This window comes from Exiguobacterium sp. SH1S1, assembly GCF_004337245.1.
In the GTDB taxonomy this organism is placed as follows: domain Bacteria; phylum Bacillota; class Bacilli; order Exiguobacteriales; family Exiguobacteriaceae; genus Exiguobacterium; species Exiguobacterium aurantiacum_A.
This window is the reverse complement of sequence record NZ_SJUZ01000001.1, coordinates 366,349-385,852: the sequence shown is the minus strand read 5'-3', so window position 1 is coordinate 385,852 and position 19,504 is coordinate 366,349. Positions and strand designations below refer to the sequence as shown.

17 protein-coding genes and 1 other annotated feature are annotated in these 19,504 nt (G+C 50.7%); of the genes, 11 read left to right on the top strand and 6 right to left on the bottom strand.

Annotation, left to right across the window (positions count from 1 at the left end):
* Positions 1–4 precede the first annotated feature (4 nt).
* On the bottom strand, positions 5–634 hold the full coding sequence (locus EVJ23_RS01995; RefSeq protein WP_070329482.1) for a GNAT family N-acetyltransferase: 630 nt from the start codon (positions 632–634) through the stop codon (positions 5–7).
* 156 nt (positions 635–790) lie between these two features.
* Here EVJ23_RS01995 and acsA point away from each other — a divergent pair, with 156 nt between their 5' ends.
* A complete protein-coding gene (gene acsA, locus EVJ23_RS01990) occupies positions 791–2,497 on the top strand; it encodes an acetate--CoA ligase (protein ID WP_131464908.1) in 1,707 nt (568 codons plus the stop codon).
* A gap of 49 nt (positions 2,498–2,546) precedes the next feature.
* On the opposite strand, the gene EVJ23_RS01985 is transcribed toward acsA, so the two are convergent.
* Entirely contained in the window at positions 2,547–5,030 is a 2,484-nt protein-coding gene (locus EVJ23_RS01985) for a transglycosylase domain-containing protein (protein WP_131463846.1), read from the bottom strand.
* A 167-nt stretch (positions 5,031–5,197) separates the two neighbouring features.
* Positions 5,198–5,394: a binding site (T-box leader), on the top strand.
* 47 nt (positions 5,395–5,441) lie between these two features.
* On the opposite strand from EVJ23_RS01985, the gene tyrS reads away from it, so the two are divergent.
* Entirely contained in the window at positions 5,442–6,689 is a 1,248-nt protein-coding gene (gene tyrS / locus EVJ23_RS01980; RefSeq protein ID WP_070329484.1) for a tyrosine--tRNA ligase, read from the top strand.
* 107 nt (positions 6,690–6,796) lie between these two features.
* Positions 6,797–7,420 (top strand): GTP pyrophosphokinase, encoded by a 624-nt coding sequence (locus tag EVJ23_RS01975; protein WP_070329485.1) that lies wholly within the window; start codon positions 6,797–6,799, stop codon positions 7,418–7,420.
* A gap of 35 nt (positions 7,421–7,455) precedes the next feature.
* Here EVJ23_RS01975 and rpsD read toward each other — a convergent pair whose 3' ends face one another.
* Together rpsD and EVJ23_RS01965 are read right to left on the bottom strand one after the other, a co-directional pair.
* Positions 7,456–8,055, bottom strand: a complete 600-nt coding sequence (gene rpsD, locus EVJ23_RS01970; RefSeq protein WP_016508465.1) for a 30S ribosomal protein S4 — start codon at positions 8,053–8,055, stop codon at positions 7,456–7,458.
* Positions 8,056–8,277: 222 nt separating this feature from the next.
* Entirely contained in the window at positions 8,278–8,760 is a 483-nt protein-coding gene (locus EVJ23_RS01965) for a GAF domain-containing protein (RefSeq protein WP_070329486.1), read from the bottom strand.
* 237 nt (positions 8,761–8,997) lie between these two features.
* Between EVJ23_RS01965 and ezrA the strand changes: the two genes are divergently transcribed.
* A complete protein-coding gene (gene ezrA, locus EVJ23_RS01960; RefSeq protein WP_131443037.1) occupies positions 8,998–10,728 on the top strand; it encodes a septation ring formation regulator EzrA in 1,731 nt (576 codons plus the stop codon).
* 75 nt (positions 10,729–10,803) lie between these two features.
* Positions 10,804–12,375 carry an amidohydrolase gene (locus EVJ23_RS01955; RefSeq protein WP_070329488.1) on the top strand — a complete coding sequence of 524 codons (1,572 nt, stop codon included), beginning with the start codon at positions 10,804–10,806 and terminating at the stop codon, positions 12,373–12,375.
* Between the two features lie 43 nt (positions 12,376–12,418).
* On the opposite strand, the gene EVJ23_RS01950 is transcribed toward EVJ23_RS01955, so the two are convergent.
* On the bottom strand, positions 12,419–13,228 hold the full coding sequence (locus EVJ23_RS01950; protein ID WP_071397834.1) for an NAD kinase: 810 nt from the start codon (positions 13,226–13,228) through the stop codon (positions 12,419–12,421).
* 163 nt (positions 13,229–13,391) lie between these two features.
* On the opposite strand from EVJ23_RS01950, the gene tpx reads away from it, so the two are divergent.
* From tpx to EVJ23_RS15400, 4 genes are all read left to right on the top strand, one after another.
* Complete coding sequence (tpx, locus tag EVJ23_RS01945; RefSeq protein WP_071397833.1) at positions 13,392–13,880, top strand: thiol peroxidase; 489 nt, start codon at positions 13,392–13,394, stop codon at positions 13,878–13,880.
* 100 nt (positions 13,881–13,980) lie between these two features.
* Entirely contained in the window at positions 13,981–14,868 is an 888-nt protein-coding gene (locus EVJ23_RS01940; RefSeq protein WP_070329491.1) for a class I SAM-dependent methyltransferase, read from the top strand.
* A gap of 126 nt (positions 14,869–14,994) precedes the next feature.
* Positions 14,995–16,206, top strand: coding sequence for an acetate kinase (locus EVJ23_RS01935; protein ID WP_070329492.1), 1,212 nt, complete (start codon positions 14,995–14,997; stop codon positions 16,204–16,206).
* Between the two features lie 450 nt (positions 16,207–16,656).
* Positions 16,657–17,247 carry a 3D domain-containing protein gene (locus tag EVJ23_RS15400; protein WP_131463844.1) on the top strand — a complete coding sequence of 197 codons (591 nt, stop codon included), beginning with the start codon at positions 16,657–16,659 and terminating at the stop codon, positions 17,245–17,247.
* 49 nt (positions 17,248–17,296) lie between these two features.
* Here EVJ23_RS15400 and EVJ23_RS01925 read toward each other — a convergent pair whose 3' ends face one another.
* Positions 17,297–17,734: a universal stress protein gene (locus tag EVJ23_RS01925; protein ID WP_016508455.1), complete on the bottom strand. Its 438-nt coding sequence runs from the start codon at positions 17,732–17,734 to the stop codon at positions 17,297–17,299.
* A 183-nt stretch (positions 17,735–17,917) separates the two neighbouring features.
* On the opposite strand from EVJ23_RS01925, the gene EVJ23_RS01920 reads away from it, so the two are divergent.
* Both EVJ23_RS01920 and EVJ23_RS01915 read left to right on the top strand, forming a co-directional pair.
* On the top strand, positions 17,918–18,643 hold the full coding sequence (locus EVJ23_RS01920; protein ID WP_070329494.1) for an SDR family oxidoreductase: 726 nt from the start codon (positions 17,918–17,920) through the stop codon (positions 18,641–18,643).
* Positions 18,644–18,655: 12 nt separating this feature from the next.
* A complete protein-coding gene (locus EVJ23_RS01915; protein ID WP_071397828.1) occupies positions 18,656–19,378 on the top strand; it encodes a metallophosphoesterase family protein in 723 nt (240 codons plus the stop codon).
* The last annotated feature ends 126 nt before the right edge of the window (positions 19,379–19,504 follow it).

Here is a 19,504-nt window from a genome sequence, read left to right as displayed (position 1 = left end):
CTCCTCAGTCATACATGAACCGGCGGCGAAGCCGGAGTGAATCGAAGTGATCGATCGATTCTTGCCGCACGTTTTTTCCGATGCGGGCCATCAGACAGTTGGCCGGGTGGGACGCGATTTCCGGGTCGTCCGTCGGATAGAAGACAAGACCGCCGTGGTTCATCATTTTCTCCATCACTTTGCGGTAGTCCCAAATCGACAGACCGCTTCCTTTTAAATCCCAGTGCCAATAGTATTCCGTCGTCAAGATTAAAAAATCATCCATATGTGGATCCAGCATCGACACTTCGAGTAGCTGTTTACCGATCCGTTGTCCCCGGAAGCGCGGGCTCACCTCGATGGCGCCGAGCTCGAGAATATACGGATCATTGCCCTCGCTCCAACGTTCATACGGGTCCGGATATAAATACGTGACGTAACCGATGACGAGGTCGTCAACGCGCGCGACGATGATCCGTCCTTCTTTCAATCCGGCAATTTCAACGAGCGCCTTATGTTGGTCTTCTGGCTCTCGAAACGCGGTCAAGCCTTCATCAAGCCGATACGTTGCGAGCACGTCGCTCCCGATTGGTCCATCGATGATTACGGCTCCGAGTGAGGTTTCCCACACTTTTGAATGATATTGTTTTTCCATGGAGTCACCACCTTCTTCACGTTCTATTATAGCGCTTTCATTGCACAACGTTCACACTGTTTTGGAGTTTTTGGAAATTCATTGATTTGTCATAATATTAACACTATACTGAAAGTGGATACACCATTCACTATAGGGGGAGGCGAATCTTTGACGATGGAAAAATTGAAAGCGTTATCAGGGGAACATCAATTAGCGTCGTATGAAGAGGCTTGTCAGTCGTTCGAGTGGACACAAGCAGAAGCACTGTTGTCTTGGAACTTGACTGGAAATGTCAACATGGCGTACGAGGCGATTGATCGTCACGCTGAAGGGGAGCTGGCGGGCAAACTGGCACTGCTCTATTTCGATGGGGATCGGGAAGAGCGGTATACTTACGCGCAGATGAAACAGGAAAGCAATCGCGCTGGAAATGTTCTGAAATCGGTTGGGGTGGAGAAAGGCGATCGTGTCTTTGTCTTCATGCCGCGGAGTCCAGAACTTTATTTTATTTTACTCGGTGCGTTAAAGCTCGGTGCGATTGTCGGACCGCTATTTGAGGCGTTCATGGAACAGGCGGTACACGACCGGTTGCTCGACGCGGAAGCGAAAGTCATCGTGACGACAGAGGCGCTGTTGCCGCGTGTACCCGTTGATCAATTGCCACATCTTGAGACGATTTTGCTTGTTGGCGACGACGTCGACGAGTCAGGGAAAATCATCGATTACCGGAAACTGGCGCATGACGCATCGACCGATCTTGATATTACGTGGGTCGACCGGGAAGACGGCATGATCTTGCATTATACGTCGGGCTCGACCGGGAAACCGAAAGGCGTCTTGCACGTCCATAACGCCATGGTCCAGCACTTGATGACCGGGAAATGGGTGCTCGATTTGCAACCGGACGATATTTACTGGTGCACCGCCGATCCGGGCTGGGTGACGGGTACGAGTTATGGGATTTTTGCGCCGTTCTTGAACGGGGCGACGAACGTGATTGTCGGCGGACGGTTCAACCCTGAGTTTTGGTACTCGGTCATCGAGAGGTTCGGCGTCACCGTCTGGTACAGCGCGCCGACAGCGTTCCGGATGTTGATGGGCGCGGGGGAGGAAGCGTTCGAGAAGTACGACTTGTCATCACTGCGCCACATTCTATCGGTCGGAGAACCGCTCAACCCGGAAGTCATTCGCTGGGGCAACGAATCGTTCGGGCTACGCATTCATGACACGTGGTGGATGACGGAGACAGGAGCGATGATGATCTGTAACTATCCGACGATGGACATTAAACCGGGGTCGATGGGGAAAGCGATTCCTGGCTGTGAGGCGGCGATCTTAGACGACCGTGGCCAACCGCTACCACCGCATCGGATGGGCAACTTGGCATTGAAGACGCCTTGGCCGTCGATGATGCGTAAAATTTGGAAAAATGATGCGAAGTACGAGAGCTACTTCTGGGGTGACTGGTACGTATCTGGTGATTCGGCCTATATGGACGAGGACGGTTATTTCTGGTTCCAAGGCCGAGTGGATGACGTCATCATGACGGCAGGAGAGCGGGTCGGACCGTTCGAAGTCGAGAGCCGCCTTGTCGAGCATCCGGCTGTCGCCGAAGCCGGAGTCATCGGGAAACCGGATCCGATCCGCGGTGAGATCATCAAAGCGTTCATCGCGCTTCGCAAAGGCTATGAGCCATCGGACGAATTGAAAGCAGAAATCCAAAAATTCGTCAAAGAAGGTTTGGCGGCCCATGCGGCACCGCGTGAGATCGAGTTCAAAGACAAATTGCCGAAAACGCGGAGCGGGAAAATTATGCGTCGCGTCCTCAAAGCGTGGGAGTTGAACCTTGAGGCCGGAGACTTATCGACGATGGAAGATTGAGCATAAAAAAGGTCGACACGCGATGTGTCGACCTTTCGTTTGGCTTGCGTTATGAAGCATCCGCCTCTTTCTCGGCTTCTTCTTTTGCTTTCGCTTCATCTTCAGCTTTCTTCTTTGCTTCAGCTTCGGCTTTTTTAGCAGCATCAGCTTTTTTCTTTGCTTCTTCTTCGGCTTTCTTTGCGGCCTCAGCTTTTTGTTTTGCTTCAGCTTCAGCGTTTGCTTTTGCATCAGCATCACGCTTTGCATCGGCATCTTGTTCTGCCTGTTCAGCTTCTTCTTTGGCTTCTTCGGCTTTTTGTTTTGCTTCTTCAGCTTTCTTCTTCGCTTCCTCTTCTTTCTTCTTCTCTTCGAGTTTCTTCTTCTCAGAGAACGTTCCAGAGTCTTTGAAGTCGTCTGGTTTTACGCTAGCTGGTTGAACGAAGCGGGCATTCGAGTTGAATACTTCCGGACGATCGAGATATACATTGTTGGCAATCTTAGACCACATACCTTGTGTCCGTTGGTAGTAACGGCCGTAACCTCCACCATCACTTAATGGATATTCTTTGTCGTATCCAGTCCAGACGGCAAGGGTGACGCCCGGTGTCGAACCGACCAAATACGAATCACGAATGTCTTGAGTCGTACCGGTCTTGCCCATCCAGTCGCCAGGGACGTTCAAGAGCGACTTCGCGTAAGTCGCCGTGCCTGACGTGTAGACGTCGCGTAACATGTCGACGATGAGATAAGCGGTACGGTCCGAATAGACCTGCGTTTTCTTAGGATTATTCTCATAAATGACCTCATCTTGATACTCGACGCGGTCGATGATATACGGTTCGACGTGCTCACCACCGTTAGCGAGCATGGCGTAACCTGATGCGAGCGATGCGAGTGAGACCGAGCTGACACCGAGTGCCATCGATGGAGCGACACGTACGTCTTCAGGGACGTTGATGCCCATTTGGATAAGTTTCTCCGTATCTTTTCTAAAAGCGGCCCGCTCTTCATAAATCTTCACAGCCGGGACGTTTCGAGACAGTTTCAAGGCATCACGAGCCGTCATCGCCCCACGATATCCGCGATCTTCATTTCGCACTGGGATTGTATTAGGGTTTGAACCGTTTTGATATTTATACTCCTCGTCGATGATCACCGTATCGGTCGTGATCAGTCCTTGTTCGATTGCGTTCGCGTAAACGAGGAGCGGTTTTGCCGTCGATCCGATTTGACGCTTCATCAGACGGGCCCGGTTAAAGTCATCGGCTTTACCGTTCACGTAACGACCACCGACGAATCCGAGGATGCGGCCAGTCTTGTTGTCGAGCATGATGGCTGCTGTTTGCTCCGGTCCTTGCTCAGGATCGACATTCTTATCTGGGTTACGAGGTCCAAAGTTATTTACGTTCCGGGCCGGTTGTTGCATCGATTCGTGAACTTTTTTGTCGAGCGACAGGTGAATCTTATAACCACCTTGACGAAGCGCGTTATGGGCGCGGCGTCCGTACGTGCTCAAAATTTCTTCACGATCGTCAGAGCTTAAGTCATTTAAGTCGACGCCATCTTCTTTCAAAAGATGATCGCGGACGATGAGTAACGCATCTTCTTCTGCCCATTGGACGACGTACGGATAACGATCGCGCGGCTTCGATTGTGTCTTCATGAAGTCTTGCGTGATGTCGTAGTTGTACGCGGCGTCATAGTCTTCTTTTGTGATTTTGCCGGCGACGTACATCCGGTTGAGTACCGTCTTCATCCGATTGATGGCCGGTGACACGTCCTCTTTGATGACACCGCCTTGATAATACGGTGTATACAGGAACGGGTTTTTCGGAATCCCGGCGAGGAAAGCGGCTTGCGGCAACGTCAGCTTCTCGGCCGACGTGTTGAAGACGCCACGAGAGGCGGCCTCGATGCCTGAGATGTTGCGTCCCATCGAGTTACGTCCGAACGAGACGACGTTCAAGTAGGCGTTTAAAATCTCATCTTTGTCCATCGCTTTCTCTAAACGGAGGGCAAGCAGGATTTCTTTTGCTTTCCGTTCGAATGAGACCTCGTTCGTCAGCATTTGGTTTTTAATGAGCTGTTGGGTTAGTGTTGAACCACCTGTCCGCTCTTCCGAACCGGTCGCTTCTTGCAGGATGGCCCGAAGCGTCGCTTTCGGGACGACGCCGTCGTGTTCATAAAACTCGACGTCTTCGGTGGCGAGTAAGGCATCGACGACGAAAGGTGAAACTTTATCGACCGTGATTGGTACCCGAACTTCATCGGTCGTATAGTTCCCAATCCGTTCACCGCTTCCGAAGTAAATCTCGGACGTCGATGAGTACGTATTGATTTGTGACGTCATCGTTTTATAGGCTGGAGTCGGCATATCTTTAACGAGTGATGCGAAATATCCGGCCCCGATCCCGGCACCTAAGAAACCGATGAGGACGACAGAGATGATGGTGAGGAGCAAAACGTTCCACGACACATCATAAAATACATTGGCATAACGGCGGGCTTTCAACGACTTTGGTGTGTTCCATATGTCTCGAATCTTCTGCAGCATGACAGCCTCCTTAATATGGTGTAAAACTATTTTAGACAGTATTATATACGATTATAGCACAAGTCCTTGCCCACCTTATCGTGAATGAGCAGACTAATGCAAGTTTCAATCTTGCAGTTGACAACGAGGAAACGTAACTTATAAAATGAATAGCATAGTCAATAATAGTAGACGCGATGAAAAAAACGAAGTAGTCGGTTGACCGCTTGTCCAGAAAGCTAGTGGGTGCTGTGAACTAGCCAATGTCAACGATGAATTACACTTTTGGAGCGTGCCATTCGGCCGGGTTGGGACCGTTATCTCTCGTTTTAAGTGGCCACAGCTGTGGCAATTAGGGTGGTACCGCGGAATCTCCGTCCCTTCTCATTTGAGAAGGGGCGTTTTTTTATGTCAATTGAAGGAGTGGAAAACATGGAACTATTAAAAGATTTAGAATTTCGAGGGCTCGTCAACCAAATGACGGATGAGGCAGGATTGAAAGAGCAACTGAGCAAACCGACGACACTATACACAGGGTTCGACCCGACGGCGGACTCGCTCCATATCGGACACTTGCTACCGATCTTGACGTTGAAGCGTTTCCAAGAGGCGGGACACCACGTCATCGCGCTCGTCGGTGGCGCGACCGGGATGATTGGCGACCCGTCAGGACGGTCGGACGAACGCTCGCTCAACACGCTCGATACGGTCAAAGAGTTTTCGGACCGGATCAAAGATCAGTTGAGCCGCTTCCTCCCGCTCGAAGGGGAGAACCCGATCACGATCCGCAACAACTATGAATGGACAGAAGAGCTGTCGATCATCGATTTCTTACGTGACATCGGCAAGCATTTTCCGATCAGCTACATGCTCGCGAAAGACTCGGTCGATTCGCGCATGGAAAACGGGATTTCATACACGGAGTTCTCATACATGTTGCTCCAATCGTTTGATTTCTTGAAGTTGTACGAGACAGAGAATTGCCGTCTCCAAGTCGGCGGTAGCGATCAGTGGGGCAACATCACGGCCGGGCTTGAATTGATCCGTCGCTTCGGCCATTCGGAGAAGGCGTTCGGTCTGACTGTGCCGCTCGTCACGAAGTCGGACGGACAGAAGTTTGGGAAGACGGCCGGTGGTGCGGTATGGCTCGACGCGGACAAGACGACACCGTACGAGTTTTACCAGTTTTGGATCAACGTCGACGATGCCGACGTCATCAAGTTCATCAAGTACTTCACGTTCATGACGCATGAAGAGATCGACGCGCTCGAAGCGGAAATGACGGCAGCACCTGAAAAACGTGCGGCACAGCGCCGTCTTGCCGAGGAAATGACGAAGCTCGTCCACGGTGAGGCGGGTCTTGACCAAGCGGAACGCATCACGACAGCGTTCTTCAGCGGCGATTTGAAGACACTCAAGCCCGAGGATATGGATGCCGCGTTCAAAGGGATGCCGCAGTTCGAACTCGACGGCGAACGCAATCTCGTCGATCTTCTCGTCGAGGCAAAAATCGCTCCATCAAAACGCCAAGCGCGCGAAGATGTCCAAAACGGGGCGATCTACTTGAACGGCGAACGCGAGCAAGCGCTCGACAAGCTCGTCACGCGTGAAGACACGCTCGGGGACTTCACAATCATCCGCCGAGGCAAAAAGAAATACTTCGTGATCCGTCACGTCTAACCGATCCGTCCATGTCCGCAAAGTTTGCGGACATGGACTTTTTTTGTTGTGTCAAATCAGGTGTGGTCTGATACCATTTCAAATATAGAGAACGAGGAGGACGTCTAATGGATATCGAAGAGTTTTTTGGCGAACAGTTTCATCAGTGGCGGGAACGGTTCCGCTATTACGAGATGGCGATCACGGAGCTTGAGAGCGACCTTGGCATCATCGACCTCGATTGGCAGACCCGACTTGGCTATTCGCCGATCGAACACGTGAAGACGCGGATGAAGACGTTGCCGTCGATCATTCGGAAGATGAATCAAAAACAGCTCCCACTCGAAGTGGAAGCGTTATGGGACAATATTTATGACGTCGCCGGCGTACGGATCGTCACGAGTTTCCGCGATGACATCTACGCGATTCTCGATCACTTGAAAAAGCGGGACGACTTACAGATCGACGTCATCAAAGACTATATCGAACATCCAAAGCCGAGCGGTTACCGCAGTCTCCATCTGATTGTGCGGACGAAAGTGTACTTGGCGGAACGTGTCATCTGGGTGCCGGCCGAGATTCAAATTCGGACGCTCGCGATGGACTTTTGGGCGGCGACCGAACATAAGCTTCAATACAAGTATCAGCATCAAATCCCCGAGACGTCACGGCAAGAGCTCATCGAGGCGGCCCGAATGGCGGACGCGCTCGATACGCAGATGGGCCGGATTCGCGAACAGATCTTGATATAAAAAAATCCCCTTCTCGAGAGAAGGGGATAAAAGCATTAACGTGAGTAGTACTCAACGATGAGTTGCTCTTTGATTTGGTCGTTCAATTCAGCGCGCTCAGGAATACGTACGTACGTACCTTCGAGTTTCTCAGCGTCGAACGTGATGAATTCTTTTGTAGCTGGTGCTACTTCAAGAGCTTCAGCAATCGCTTTGAAAGTTTTCGATTTTTCGCGAACCGAGATGACTTGACCTGGTTTTACACGGTAAGACGCGATGTCTACGCGTGAACCGTCAACTTGGATGTGACCGTGGTTGACGAGTTGGCGTGCTCCACGACGTGTGCGAGCGAGGCCCATACGGTAAACGAGGTTGTCAAGGCGTGACTCGAGCAAGAACATGAAGTTCTCACCGTGGATACCTTGCATTTTCCCAGCATCGTTGAAGATGCGACGGAATTGCTTCTCGTTGATTCCGTACATGTGACGGAGTGCTTGCTTCGCTTGAAGCTGAAGACCGTATTCAGAGATTTTACGACGACCATTGCCGTGTTGGCCTGGTGCGTAAGGACGTTTTGCTAATTCTTTACCCGTTTCGCTAAGCGAGATGCCTAAGCGACGCGAGAGTTTCCAAGCTGGACCTGTGTAACGAGCCATGATTGGACTCCTCCTTGTTGTTCATGTATTTTGCACAAAAGAACAACGGTGTCAAAGACGGGTGACGCCCCTTTCTAGGTTCAAGCACCTTCACTTGATAGCGAAGCTACAAGATGCTCCTCCGACTCAGTCGAGGCCCGAAAGGTGGATACGTCTGTCTAGGACTGCTATCGTCATTTCATGCACAAAAATCAGTATACGATGGATCGGGCAGCTTGTCAATCAGATGAAGCGAAGTAATGTCTGGCAAAATTGCTCTAAGCCTTGGCGATCGACTTCTGAGAAGCGATCGAACTCGGGACTGTCGATATCGAGGACGCCGATCGTTTTGCCGTCACGGATGAGCGGGACGACGATTTCAGAGTTCGAGGCCGCATCGCAGGCGATATGGCCTGGGAATTGGTGGACGTCGGCGATCAACTGTGTCTCTTGTGTCGAGGCGGCCGTGCCGCAGACGCCTTTGCCGAAGGCGATATGGACGCAAGCAGGAAGACCTTGGAACGGTCCGAGGATGAGGCTGTCGTCACCGTCAGTCAAATAGAAGCCGACCCAGTTGATGCGGTCAAGAAACTGGTTGAGCAGAGCGCTCGCGTTCGAAAGGTTAGCGACTTGGTTCGTCTCTCCTTCGAGCAGGGCAGCGAGTTGTTTGTTAAGTAAGTCATAGCCGGCGGCCAGGTCGCCAGAGTAAGTAGTAGTTTGGAACATTTGTTTCCCTCCTATATCAAGATGTATTTCAGATTAGCATCATGGTACACGCATTTTTTTATTTTGTCTCCCAAAAAGATTTTCGCGGAAAATAACATTCTCTCCCTAAACCGTTGGAAAACCTATGCAAAACATTGTTTCTATAATATGATTATTAATATCTATACTTATAAAATACTTCATTTTCTTCTTAAAGATACATAAGTCCACGAAAGCGGCTTGGAGGTTGTTACAGAGATGGATTACGGAATATACGGAATTTTAATTGGAATTATTGTTATCGCTCTAGGAGCAATGTTAGGTAGTATGCTAGCTAGACGAAGTTTTTACCAGAAAATTGATGATTTGGATATGCGAAAACAAGGCATCCTGAGTGCGAGTGTCCCGGCCGAGCTTCAAAAGTTCAAACAGTGGCCGATGGAAGGCGAAACGAAAGAAAAATTCGAACGCTGGCACCAGTCGTGGGATGAACTCGTCAGCGTCCACACGGGTCAAATCGATGAGGCGCTATATCGTTCAGAGGAAGACCTCGACAAATATCGTTTCCTTAAAGTCAAATCAGACTTGGCTGCGACCGAACAGTTGATCGAAGAACTCGAATCGATGGTTCACGCGATGCTCGATGAGATGGCAGAGTTTAACGACTATCATGCCTCCCTGCTAGATATCGTCAAAAAAGACGAGAAAGAACTGTATCAGTTCCGCAAGACGCTCATTTCTCAAAATAGCGCTTTTGGCCCGACATACGATCTCGTCGAAACCGAAATCGCTGTTGCGGAAGCGAAACGGACCGAGATGATGACCCTCAAGCAAGAAGGGCAAGTCTCAGAGGCGTTCATGGCCGGCCAAGTCCTGTCTGAAAAGGTGACGAAGATCCGTGAACTCGTTCAAGTGATTCCCCAGTTTGTACGGACGGTTCAATTTGACTTAAAGCACCAACTGAATCAACTGCGTGCGGGTCATAAAGAAATGCAGATGGATGGCTACGCCCTCGAGACGCTCGGGTTAGTCGAAGAAATCGAGCAGGCAGAAGACCGCCGTCTTGCGCTCATGACTCGGATCGAACAGCTTGATTTTGAACACTTTGAAACGGACATGCAGCAACTCAGTTCGGATATCGATCAATTGTTCGAGGCGTTCAGCTCCGAGGTCGATGCAAGGCAGTACGTAAAAAAAGAGTTTGCTGGGGTCAAAGAACGCGAACGGCAGACGAACGAATTGATGACGCGCCTTCACCAAGAGATGTCGCGGCTTGTCAGCAACTATGAGATCAATGCCCGGGTCGGTGAGGAGTTCGAACAATTGGACCGGGAACGTGCGGTGCTCGCTGCGAACGTCCTCGATATCGAACAAGCACTCGTCGCTCAGGTGATTCCGTTCAGTCTGATCAAATCAAAAGTGCAAGATGCGAAACGGTCACTCGACCAGTTCGGTGCGATGCATGAACGGTTTATCGAAAATACGAACTCGCTTCGTAAAGAAGAGCTCGAAGTTCGGAATAAACTCGAGTCATGGAAGAAGGAATTGTCCGCTCACCGTCGCCTCTTGGCGAAGAGCGCGATGCCGGTCGTTCCGACTGATTTGACGAGTGACATGCGACAACTTCAAAAAGGGGTGCAGTCGCTAGATGAACAGTTCGAGAAGGCACCGTTCAACATGACGTATATCGTCGGCCTCAGTCACGATGTCGAGGAAACGATGGATAACTTCCGTGACCGCGTCAAAGCACTGCTCCGGCAAGTGACGTATGCGGAACAGTTGCTCCAGTATGCGAATCGGTACCGTCGTCGTGATAACGAGGTGCATGTCGCCTTGACGCTCGCTGAGAACAAGTTTTTACACGGCGAGTACGGTACGGCCGTCGAAATCGGTGAACGTGTGCTCGGGCGCTTCGACGAAGGAGCGGCTCGCGAGATCCGTCAACGTGTTGAAAAAGGTTTGGAACAACAAGATATGCTTCGAAAATAATCTATGCATGAAGATTGACGTAAACGGGAATTAACGTAGACGTCAATCTTTTTTGAATCGAGGAGGAATTTTGTGATGGGAACGCTTTGGGTAAACGGAAAGATCTATACGCTGAACAAAGAACATGAAATGGCACGGGCGATGTATGTCGAGCACGGACGCGTGTTGAAACTCGGGGAGGAAGGTCATCTTCGCCGTACATACGCGGGCCGGATCAAACAGATTGTGAACCTCGAAGGGAAGAGCGTGTATCCGGCGTTTACGGACTCGCACATTCACTTGATCGGATATGGCGAGGCGCTCGACCGCATCGACGCGACCGAGACGACGGATTTAAACGCCTTGCTCGAAGCGATGAAAGCGAAGTCGGGAGGGGACGACTGGATCGTCGCTGAAGGCTTTAACGATCGTCTGCTCGGACAGATGCCGACACGTGAGATGATTGATGCCGTCATTCCGGATCGCCCGGTCGTCTTAAAGCGCGTCTGTCGCCACGTCGCCGTCGTCAACTCGAAAGGCCTCGAGCGCTTAGGCCTCATTCATCACACCGTCATTGAAGGCGGGAAGCTCGGACGTGATGACGACGGGAAATTGAACGGCGTGTTGTACGATGCGGCGCTCGATCTGCTCCATAAAGAGCTCGGCGGAAATCGTGAGAAGAACGTCGCCTCGATCCGTCGGGCCGTCGACTCGTTGTTCGCCCATGGGATCGTCGGAGCCCACACGGAAGACTTGTTCTACCACGGAGACCCGCTCGAGACGATTCAAGCATATGAAGATGTGCTTCAAGAACTGCCGTTCCATGCCCATCTGCTCGTCCATGAACAAGTCGTTGATCAATTGCTGCAAAAAGATGCGCTTGCGAAGCGCCTGCGCTTCGACTTCGGGGCGATGAAGATTTTCGTCGACGGTTCGTTCGGCGGCCGGACGGCGCTCTTGTCCGAGCCGTATGCAGATGAAGTCGGGCAACGCGGGATCGAAGTCCACCGCCCGGACCACCTCGAGGCGCTCGTCAAAAAGGCGCGCTCATACGGGATGAACGTTGCGGCTCATGTCATCGGAGATGCGGCGGCTGAGCAGTTCATCACGCTGCTCGAGAAGTATCCGGCGAAACGAGGGACGCGCGACCGCATCATCCACGCTTCGCTATTGAACGATTCGCTGTTGAAGCGAATCAGTGCGTTGCCGGTCCTCATCGACGCGCAACCGGTCTTTTTGTCGGATGATATGGATTTGTTGTTCGACCGCCTAGGCAACGAGCGGGTCGACGACGCGTATCGGTTCAAATCGATGCTCGATACGGGTGCGCTCGTACTCGGGGGTAGTGATGCCCCGATCTCTTCTGTCGACGTCAGAAAGGGGCTCTATGCCGCTGTGACACGACAATCGTTTGAAGCTTCGGGTGCACTGAATCCAACGGAACGTCTGTCGATGTACGAAGCGCTACGGAGTTTCACCTACTCACCGCGTGTCGCGACTGGGACGCATGGCCGTGATGGCTTGTTGATTCAAAGCTATAATGCGACGTTCACCGTATGGGAAGAGGATTTCTTCGACTTGAACGGACAAGATATTTTGAGCAACCGACTTGTCATGACCGTCGTCGAAGGTTCGCCCGTCTACGAGGCAGACGTCATCAAAGCATGAGAAAAGGCTAGTCGTCCGCAATGGACGACTAGCCTTTGTCAGTTCAGAAGAAAGAGCGTTGCACTTTGTGCCAGAACGAGTTGGTTTTCAACTTGACCGTTTTGACGACCTTGTCCGACAATTCGATGTCGATCCGGTCTGTATACTTCAAACTAAGCGCTTCGTTATCCATACCGATAATCGGATAATCGTTTCCGTCTTCAACGATGCGGAGCGACAGCTTACGTGAATCGTGGACGATGAACGCTGAGCCGAGCGTGCGGTAACGGTTGTTGTTCACCGAAGCGATTTCACTCACTTGCATGCACGGGATGAGCGGGTCGACGACCGCGCCATTCAACGATTTATTGTAGGCGGTCGATCCGGTCGGTGTCGACACGACCATTCCATCCCCGCGGAACGTCTCGAAGTGGAGGTCGTCGATGTAGACTTCGATCGCGAGCGATTTGATGATACTCGATTTGATCGATGCCTCGTTCAAACAGAGGAGTGGCGACGATTCATTGATTGAAGCGGATAAGAGCGGATATTTCCGTACTTCGAGACCGGCTTCGATCCGGGCAGAGTTATCCGAGAATAAACGGTCGACTTCGTCGAGTTTATGTATATCGAAGTCGCAGTAAAATTCGTTGAGGCCGCGGCCGAAACCGACATAGATGGCGTCTTGACGGAACCCGGTGTAACGGACGGCCTGTAAAAACGCGCCATCTCCCCCGATGGCGACGATGATGTTGGCATCTTCCGGGCGGTCCATGATGTTGAAACCATGTTTCTCCCCGATCTCTCTTAATTTTTTTACCTCTTTCGTGAACTCGTTGACGTTACGATGGTGCAGATACACGTTGTTTCTCATCTAAATCATCCCCTTTGTCAATTGTGTCCTTCTCATTATAACTTGTTTTAGGCGTCCGATATAGGGAAAATGACAATCAGGCCGTCTGAAGCAGGATGCTTGTCTTCGTGACGGCACCATCGATATGATGAAGAAGTAAAATTCAGAACAAGGGGATGATTTGATGCCAACATTTAAAGGGAATACAGTCACATTGCAAGGGAATCCAGTGAAAGTGGGAGATGCTGCACCCGATTTCACCGCCCTCACGACTGCACTCGAAGAAGTGTCGCTCGCGTCTTACCCAGGGAAGAAATTGATTAGTGTCGTCCCATCGATCGATACAGGACTATGCGACACGCAAACTCGTGCGTTCAATGAAAACGCGGCATCGCTCGGTGGAACGGTATTGACCGTCTCGAACGATTTACCGTTCGCCCAGCGACGCTGGTGTGCGGCGTCAGGTCTCGATAACGTCATCATGTTGTCAGATCACCGCGACCAGTCGTTCGCGCATTCGTACGGCGTGCTCATGGAAGAGCTTCGTTTGCTAGCCCGGTCAGTCTTCGTGATCGACTCGGAAGGAACTATCCAATACGTTCAGTATATGGATGAGATGACAGACGAAGTCGATTTTGACGCGGCGCTTGAAGCGTTCGACGCGGCAAACTGATTCACTTGGCGAAACGTGGACGAATAGCTTACACTATATTGTAGTTAACCAACCGGCTCTCGAAACGAGAGCCGGTTTTGTATGGAGGAGATGAACGACTATGGAACGATTTGAACAGTTGTACCGAGATTGGAAGAAAGAAACGAAAAAATTGGTGGGCGACCTCGATTTATTGCCGCTCGAAGCTTTGATCGAAGTGTTTGAACGAGTCGACGTTGAATCGGAGAAACCGGATGACGTGCGCAAGGCAGTGAGTCTGCTTGTGCTTGAAGAGACGACAACGCTTCCGCCGAACCATCAACCGACACCGGACGCAGTCAGCTTATTCATCGGATATTTGGCGACGAAGCTCGTCAAAGACGGAGCGAACGTGCTTGAACTCGGAAGCGGCACCGGGACTCTCGTCCACGCCATTTTATCGCAAGTGAAAGACGCGACCGCACAAGCCGTCGAAGTCGATGAACTGATGCTTCGTTTGTCATATGCGATCAGTAATTTGCTTAAAAAGCCGGTTTCTTACTTCCATCAAGACGCACTTGCACCGCTGTTCGTCGAGCCGAGTGACCTCACACTCGTCGATTTGCCGATCGGTTATTATCCGAACGACGAAGTGGCGAGCGGTTATGAGTTGAAGCGAGAAGAAGGTCATTCCTATTCTCACTTCTTGATGATCGAGCAGGCGATGCGGCATACGTTGCCGGGAGGCCATGGTGTCTTCGTCATCCCGAACAATTTGTTTGAACAGGATGATGAAGGGAAATTAAAACAGTGGATGGACCGAGAAGCGGTCGTGAAAGGTGTCCTCCAACTGCCGACGACGATGTTCAAAGATGAACGGTATGCGAAGAGTATCCTCATCTTACAGAAGCAAGGAGAGGGCGTCACACGCCCGAAACAAGCGCTCCTCGTCGAGTTGCCATCGTTCACTGATGTGCGCGCTGTTGCCAATATTGTGAAACAGATTGATGAATGGTTTAAAACAACATAATATTTATTGGGCAAAAGACTTGAAAAACATATGCCATATCAAGTATCTTCATTATGATACAGTTATCGGTTTTTAAGAGAACAGATAAAGAAACGTGTTTAAATCGAAAGGTAAGAGGTGTATGACATGACAAAAATTATGGCAGTCAACGCAGGTAGTTCGTCACTGAAGTTCCAACTTCTCGAGATGCCATCTGAGAACATGCTCGCGCTTGGTCTCGTCGAGCGCGTTGGAAAAGACGATGCGATCTTTACTATTAAATACGGCGAAGGGCAAAAGTTCAACGTCGTCACACCGCTTCACACACATAAAGAAGCGGTCGAGCTTGCGCTCGAAAAATTGATTGACCTTGGAATCATGGCTTCGTTCGATGAAATTTCGGGTGTCGGGCACCGTGTTCTTCACGGGAAAGAACTTTACGCGGATTCAGTCGTGATCGATGAGGAAGTGATGAAGAACATCGAATCGTTCGTCGAACTCGGACCGCTTCACATCCCACCTAACTTGACTGGGATTCGTGCGTTCCAAACGATTTTGCCGAACGTGCCGCAAGTCGCCGTGTTTGATACGGCTTTCCACCAATCGATGCCGGAAGAAAACTTCTTGTACAGCCTCCCGTACGAGTACTACACGGAACACGGTGTACGGAAATATGGTTTCCACGGGACGAGCCACAAATATGTCACGCAACGTGCTTCTGAGCTACTCGGTCGTCCGCTCGAAGATTTGCGCTTGATCTCATGCCATCTCGGCAGTGGGGCGTCAATCGCGGCGGTTGCCGGCGGTCGTTCAATCGACACGACGATGGGCTTCACGCCACTTGAAGGAATCACGATGGGAACGCGCTCAGGATCACTCGATCCGGCCCTCATCCCGTTCCTTATGCAAAAAACGGGCAAGTCGGCTGAAGACGTATTGAACGTCATGAATAAAGAATCAGGCGTTTACGGTCTCTCGGGTATTTCAAGTGACTTACGTGACATCGAGCAAGCTGCAGCAGAAGGTAACCACCGGGCTGAAGTGTCACTTAAAATCTTCTCGAACCGGATTCACGGTTACATCGGTCAGTACGCTGCTGAGATGAACGGCGTCGATGCCATCATCTTCACGGCGGGTGTCGGTGAAAACTCTGACGTCATTCGTGAGCGTATCCTGCGTGGGCTTGAATTCATGGGCGTCTACTGGGATCCATCACTCAACAACGGAGCGCGCGGCAAAGAGTTGTTCATCAACTATCCGCATTCGCCGGTCAAAGTCATCATCATTCCGACGAATGAAGAATTGGTCATCGCCCGCGATACAGTTCGGATCGCAAACCTTTTAGAAACACACGCTTAATCCACACAATTTAACCTCTCTAGTCGCGCTGTTCATCCGAACAGCGCGACTTTTTTTAGTTCTTTTGTCATAGTTCATCCGGGAAAATTGTGTCTAAAGGATTATCCGGGAGACGCGCGCTGTAATAAAAAGAGTCGGAAAACGATACGTTTGTAACGTTTGAGTCATATTGAAACCAATAATTGGAATTTAATATGACACAAAAGGTCGTATATCTGTAAAGTTGTCATCCGTCGTTAAAATAGTCCGTTTTTGTAACACTCCTGTAATTTTAGTGTCATTCAAATGAATTTTAGTTGTAAACGCACGTCCGGTTGTTTCGTCATATAGTTATCTGGACGAAACATTACTCGTCTTGACGCATCGTGTTTATGTTTGAACGTAACAATCACCAAGAACTGACAACTATGAAAAACGACAAAACAAACCGACTAGGAAAGGACGAACCTCATGTTTAAAAAAATTGGAACGGTCTTATTACTGACGGTCATGACATTCGCCATGCTTTTACCGCAACAACCAGTAGAGGCGTCTTCTAAAATTTATGTAAAAAGCCAAGTGAACGGATTGAACGTTCGCTCAGCGGCTACGATTAATGGTAAGGTACTTGGAAAAATCAATAAAGGACAACAACTCCAGCGCACTGGTACAAAAGGGGCTTGGATTCGCGTCAACTATAAAGGCAAGGCCGGTTGGATCGCAACCAAATACTTACGCACCGTTAAACCGGTTGCGAAAGCGAGCGTGAAATCGTATACGATGAACGCTTCTGCCTACACACCATACTGCAAAGGGTGTTCAGGTAAGACGGCACTCGGATGGAACGTTCGTACACAAAAACATAACGTCGTCGCTGTCGACCCGCGCGTCATCCCGCTCGGTTCTAAAGTACAAGTGTATGTTGGTGGGAAGTTGATGGGTACGTACACGGCGGCTGATACAGGCGGCTCTATCAAAGGACATAAGATCGACATTCTCATGTACTCGCAAAGTGCGGCCATCAACTTCGGTCGCAAGACGGTCACGGTCAAAGTCTTATAAGCCAATAAGAAAGAGTCATCGCAAACGCGATGACTCTTTTTTAATGAAATTATTGACGAACGATCAAGACGTCGCACTTCGAGTACCGGACGATGCTCTCGGATACGCTACCGATAAAGAAGCGTTCGACCGCATTCAAGCCGGTCGCTCCACAGATGATAAGGTCAATTTCGTGATTCGGTGCGATTTTTTTCGCAATCGTCACTTTAGGCGAACCGTATTCGATGACCGTTTCGACTTCTTTGACACCACGTTCTTTGGCCCGATTGACATAGTCGTCGAGCAGTTCTTTCGCATAAGTTTCTGCACGTTCGGTAATCGTCCGATCGTATGCTTCGACCGTTGCGAACGTCCGTGTATCGATCACGTGACCGATATACAGTTTTCCGTCGTTTCGAAGTGCGACGTCGATTGCTGTTTCGAATGCGCGTTCCGCCTCTTTCGAGCCGTCGACGGCAGAAAGGATATGTTTGTAGACAATTGCCATGTAAATCCCAACCTTTCGCTTGAAATGTACGTGCGGCTTACATATATAGTATACCACTTCACTCGAAATTCACGCCCGCTTCTTTTGAGAATGTGTGAAATTTTCACAACTTTCTTACGGAACAGGTTGAAGTTTGGAAATCAATAGATGGAACGGGTAAGATGATACAGAGGAGGGATGACGATGAAACACGTAGTCATCACGGCTGGTGCGAAAGGGATCGGCCGGGTTGTAACGGAACGACTGTTGGAGGAAGGCTGGTATGTCAGCGTGCTTCAACGAAAACCGATTGATTGGGAGCACGAACGGCTACATATGATCGAGACACCGTTGACGGACCGAGAAGCGGTGACGGCCGGTTATGACGAGGCGGTGAGCAAGTTCGGTAAGCCGGACGCTTTGATTTTGAACGCGGGTCCATATATTTTCGAACGAAAATGTCTCGTTGATTTGACGGACGAGGAGTGGGAGGAAGTGATCACCGGGAACTTGTCCGCCTCGTTTTGGCTGATGCGTCGGGCGATTCCAGATATGCGGGCGAAACAGTTCGGTCGTATCATCACGTACGGCTTCCCTGAGAGTGCGACGGCACCGGGCTGGTTGCACCGGTCCGCCTTTGCTGCCGCGAAGACCGGTCTCGTCAGTTTGACGAAGACGGTCGCGCTCGAGGAAGCGGTGCACGGTATCACGGCGAACATGATCAATCCGGGTAACATCGTCGGTGCGCAGAAAGAGATGCGGATCGAATCCGCTGAACCGGATAATCAAACACCGGTCGGTCGGCATGGGACCGGCGAAGACATCGCGCGAATGATCATGTTCTTGCTCGCGCGGGACTCGGACATGGTCACCGGGGCGGTCATCGATGTGACCGGAGGCGTCAACGTCGTCCACCAATATCGAAAGTAAGGAGTGCTTCATATGAAGTTGGCCATTTTGACGGACATTCACGGGAACGTCCAAGCGTTAGACGCGGTATTGAACGAGTTGGACGGTCAAGGGATCGATGACATCTGGAGTCTCGGCGATATGATCGCGATGGGGCCAGATTCGAACGAAGTGATGGCGCGACTCCTCGACCGAGGTGTCAAGATGATCACGGGAAACCACGATGAAGCCGTCCTCTCACTGCTCGCGGGAACGGGACATCCCGAAAGTTATGCCCATACGCGGCCTCATCACGAATGGGTCGCGCGAACGTTGCGCCCTGACTACGCCGATGCGCTTATGAAATTGCCGCGGACGATTGAGCAAACGATAGGCAGGGAGCATATATACGGCATTCATTACCACATCCCGGCTGAAAAGCGTGAGGCATCGATCGTCGACGAGCCGTTTCATGACATCGTCGAAGCGACGCTTCCGAACATGCAGCGCTTATTTGGTGATTACGCGGCGGACGTCGTTTGTTTCGGCCACCATCACCCGGTCCACGCGTTTCAAGATGAGCGCAAACGGTATTTCAATCCAGGGGCGCTCGGCGTCGCCAAAGACGATTTGGCCCGCTACGGGGTGCTGCAGTGGGATGAGGCGGGACTGCGTGTCAGTGCGAAGACGATCCCGTACGATAAACCGTCTTTCATGAACAAGATGGAGCGTGACGAAGTGCCACAGCGCGAAGTGATGTGGCGCCTGTTCTATTGAAAAAGAGGTTGAAGACATATGCCTTCAACCTCAAGTTGTTGACGAACGAGGTCGCTAAAAGCAATCTCGTTCGTCTTTTATTATGTCCGAAGACCTTGAGGCGCTCTGCCCGACATGAAATTGAAG

Coding starts and splice junctions, on each gene's coding strand:
- EVJ23_RS01995 (WP_070329482.1), bottom strand. CDS start 634: ATGGAAAAACAATATCATTCAAAAGTGTGGGAAACCTCACTCGGAGCC.
- acsA (WP_131464908.1), top strand. CDS start 791: ATGGAAAAATTGAAAGCGTTATCAGGGGAACATCAATTAGCGTCGTAT.
- EVJ23_RS01985 (WP_131463846.1), bottom strand. CDS start 5,030: ATGCTGCAGAAGATTCGAGACATATGGAACACACCAAAGTCGTTGAAA.
- tyrS (WP_070329484.1), top strand. CDS start 5,442: ATGGAACTATTAAAAGATTTAGAATTTCGAGGGCTCGTCAACCAAATG.
- EVJ23_RS01975 (WP_070329485.1), top strand. CDS start 6,797: ATGGATATCGAAGAGTTTTTTGGCGAACAGTTTCATCAGTGGCGGGAA.
- rpsD (WP_016508465.1), bottom strand. CDS start 8,055: ATGGCTCGTTACACAGGTCCAGCTTGGAAACTCTCGCGTCGCTTAGGC.
- EVJ23_RS01965 (WP_070329486.1), bottom strand. CDS start 8,760: ATGTTCCAAACTACTACTTACTCTGGCGACCTGGCCGCCGGCTATGAC.
- ezrA (WP_131443037.1), top strand. CDS start 8,998: ATGGATTACGGAATATACGGAATTTTAATTGGAATTATTGTTATCGCT.
- EVJ23_RS01955 (WP_070329488.1), top strand. CDS start 10,804: ATGGGAACGCTTTGGGTAAACGGAAAGATCTATACGCTGAACAAAGAA.
- EVJ23_RS01950 (WP_071397834.1), bottom strand. CDS start 13,228: ATGAGAAACAACGTGTATCTGCACCATCGTAACGTCAACGAGTTCACG.
- tpx (WP_071397833.1), top strand. CDS start 13,392: ATGCCAACATTTAAAGGGAATACAGTCACATTGCAAGGGAATCCAGTG.
- EVJ23_RS01940 (WP_070329491.1), top strand. CDS start 13,981: ATGGAACGATTTGAACAGTTGTACCGAGATTGGAAGAAAGAAACGAAA.
- EVJ23_RS01935 (WP_070329492.1), top strand. CDS start 14,995: ATGACAAAAATTATGGCAGTCAACGCAGGTAGTTCGTCACTGAAGTTC.
- EVJ23_RS15400 (WP_131463844.1), top strand. CDS start 16,657: ATGTTTAAAAAAATTGGAACGGTCTTATTACTGACGGTCATGACATTC.
- EVJ23_RS01925 (WP_016508455.1), bottom strand. CDS start 17,734: ATGGCAATTGTCTACAAACATATCCTTTCTGCCGTCGACGGCTCGAAA.
- EVJ23_RS01920 (WP_070329494.1), top strand. CDS start 17,918: ATGAAACACGTAGTCATCACGGCTGGTGCGAAAGGGATCGGCCGGGTT.
- EVJ23_RS01915 (WP_071397828.1), top strand. CDS start 18,656: ATGAAGTTGGCCATTTTGACGGACATTCACGGGAACGTCCAAGCGTTA.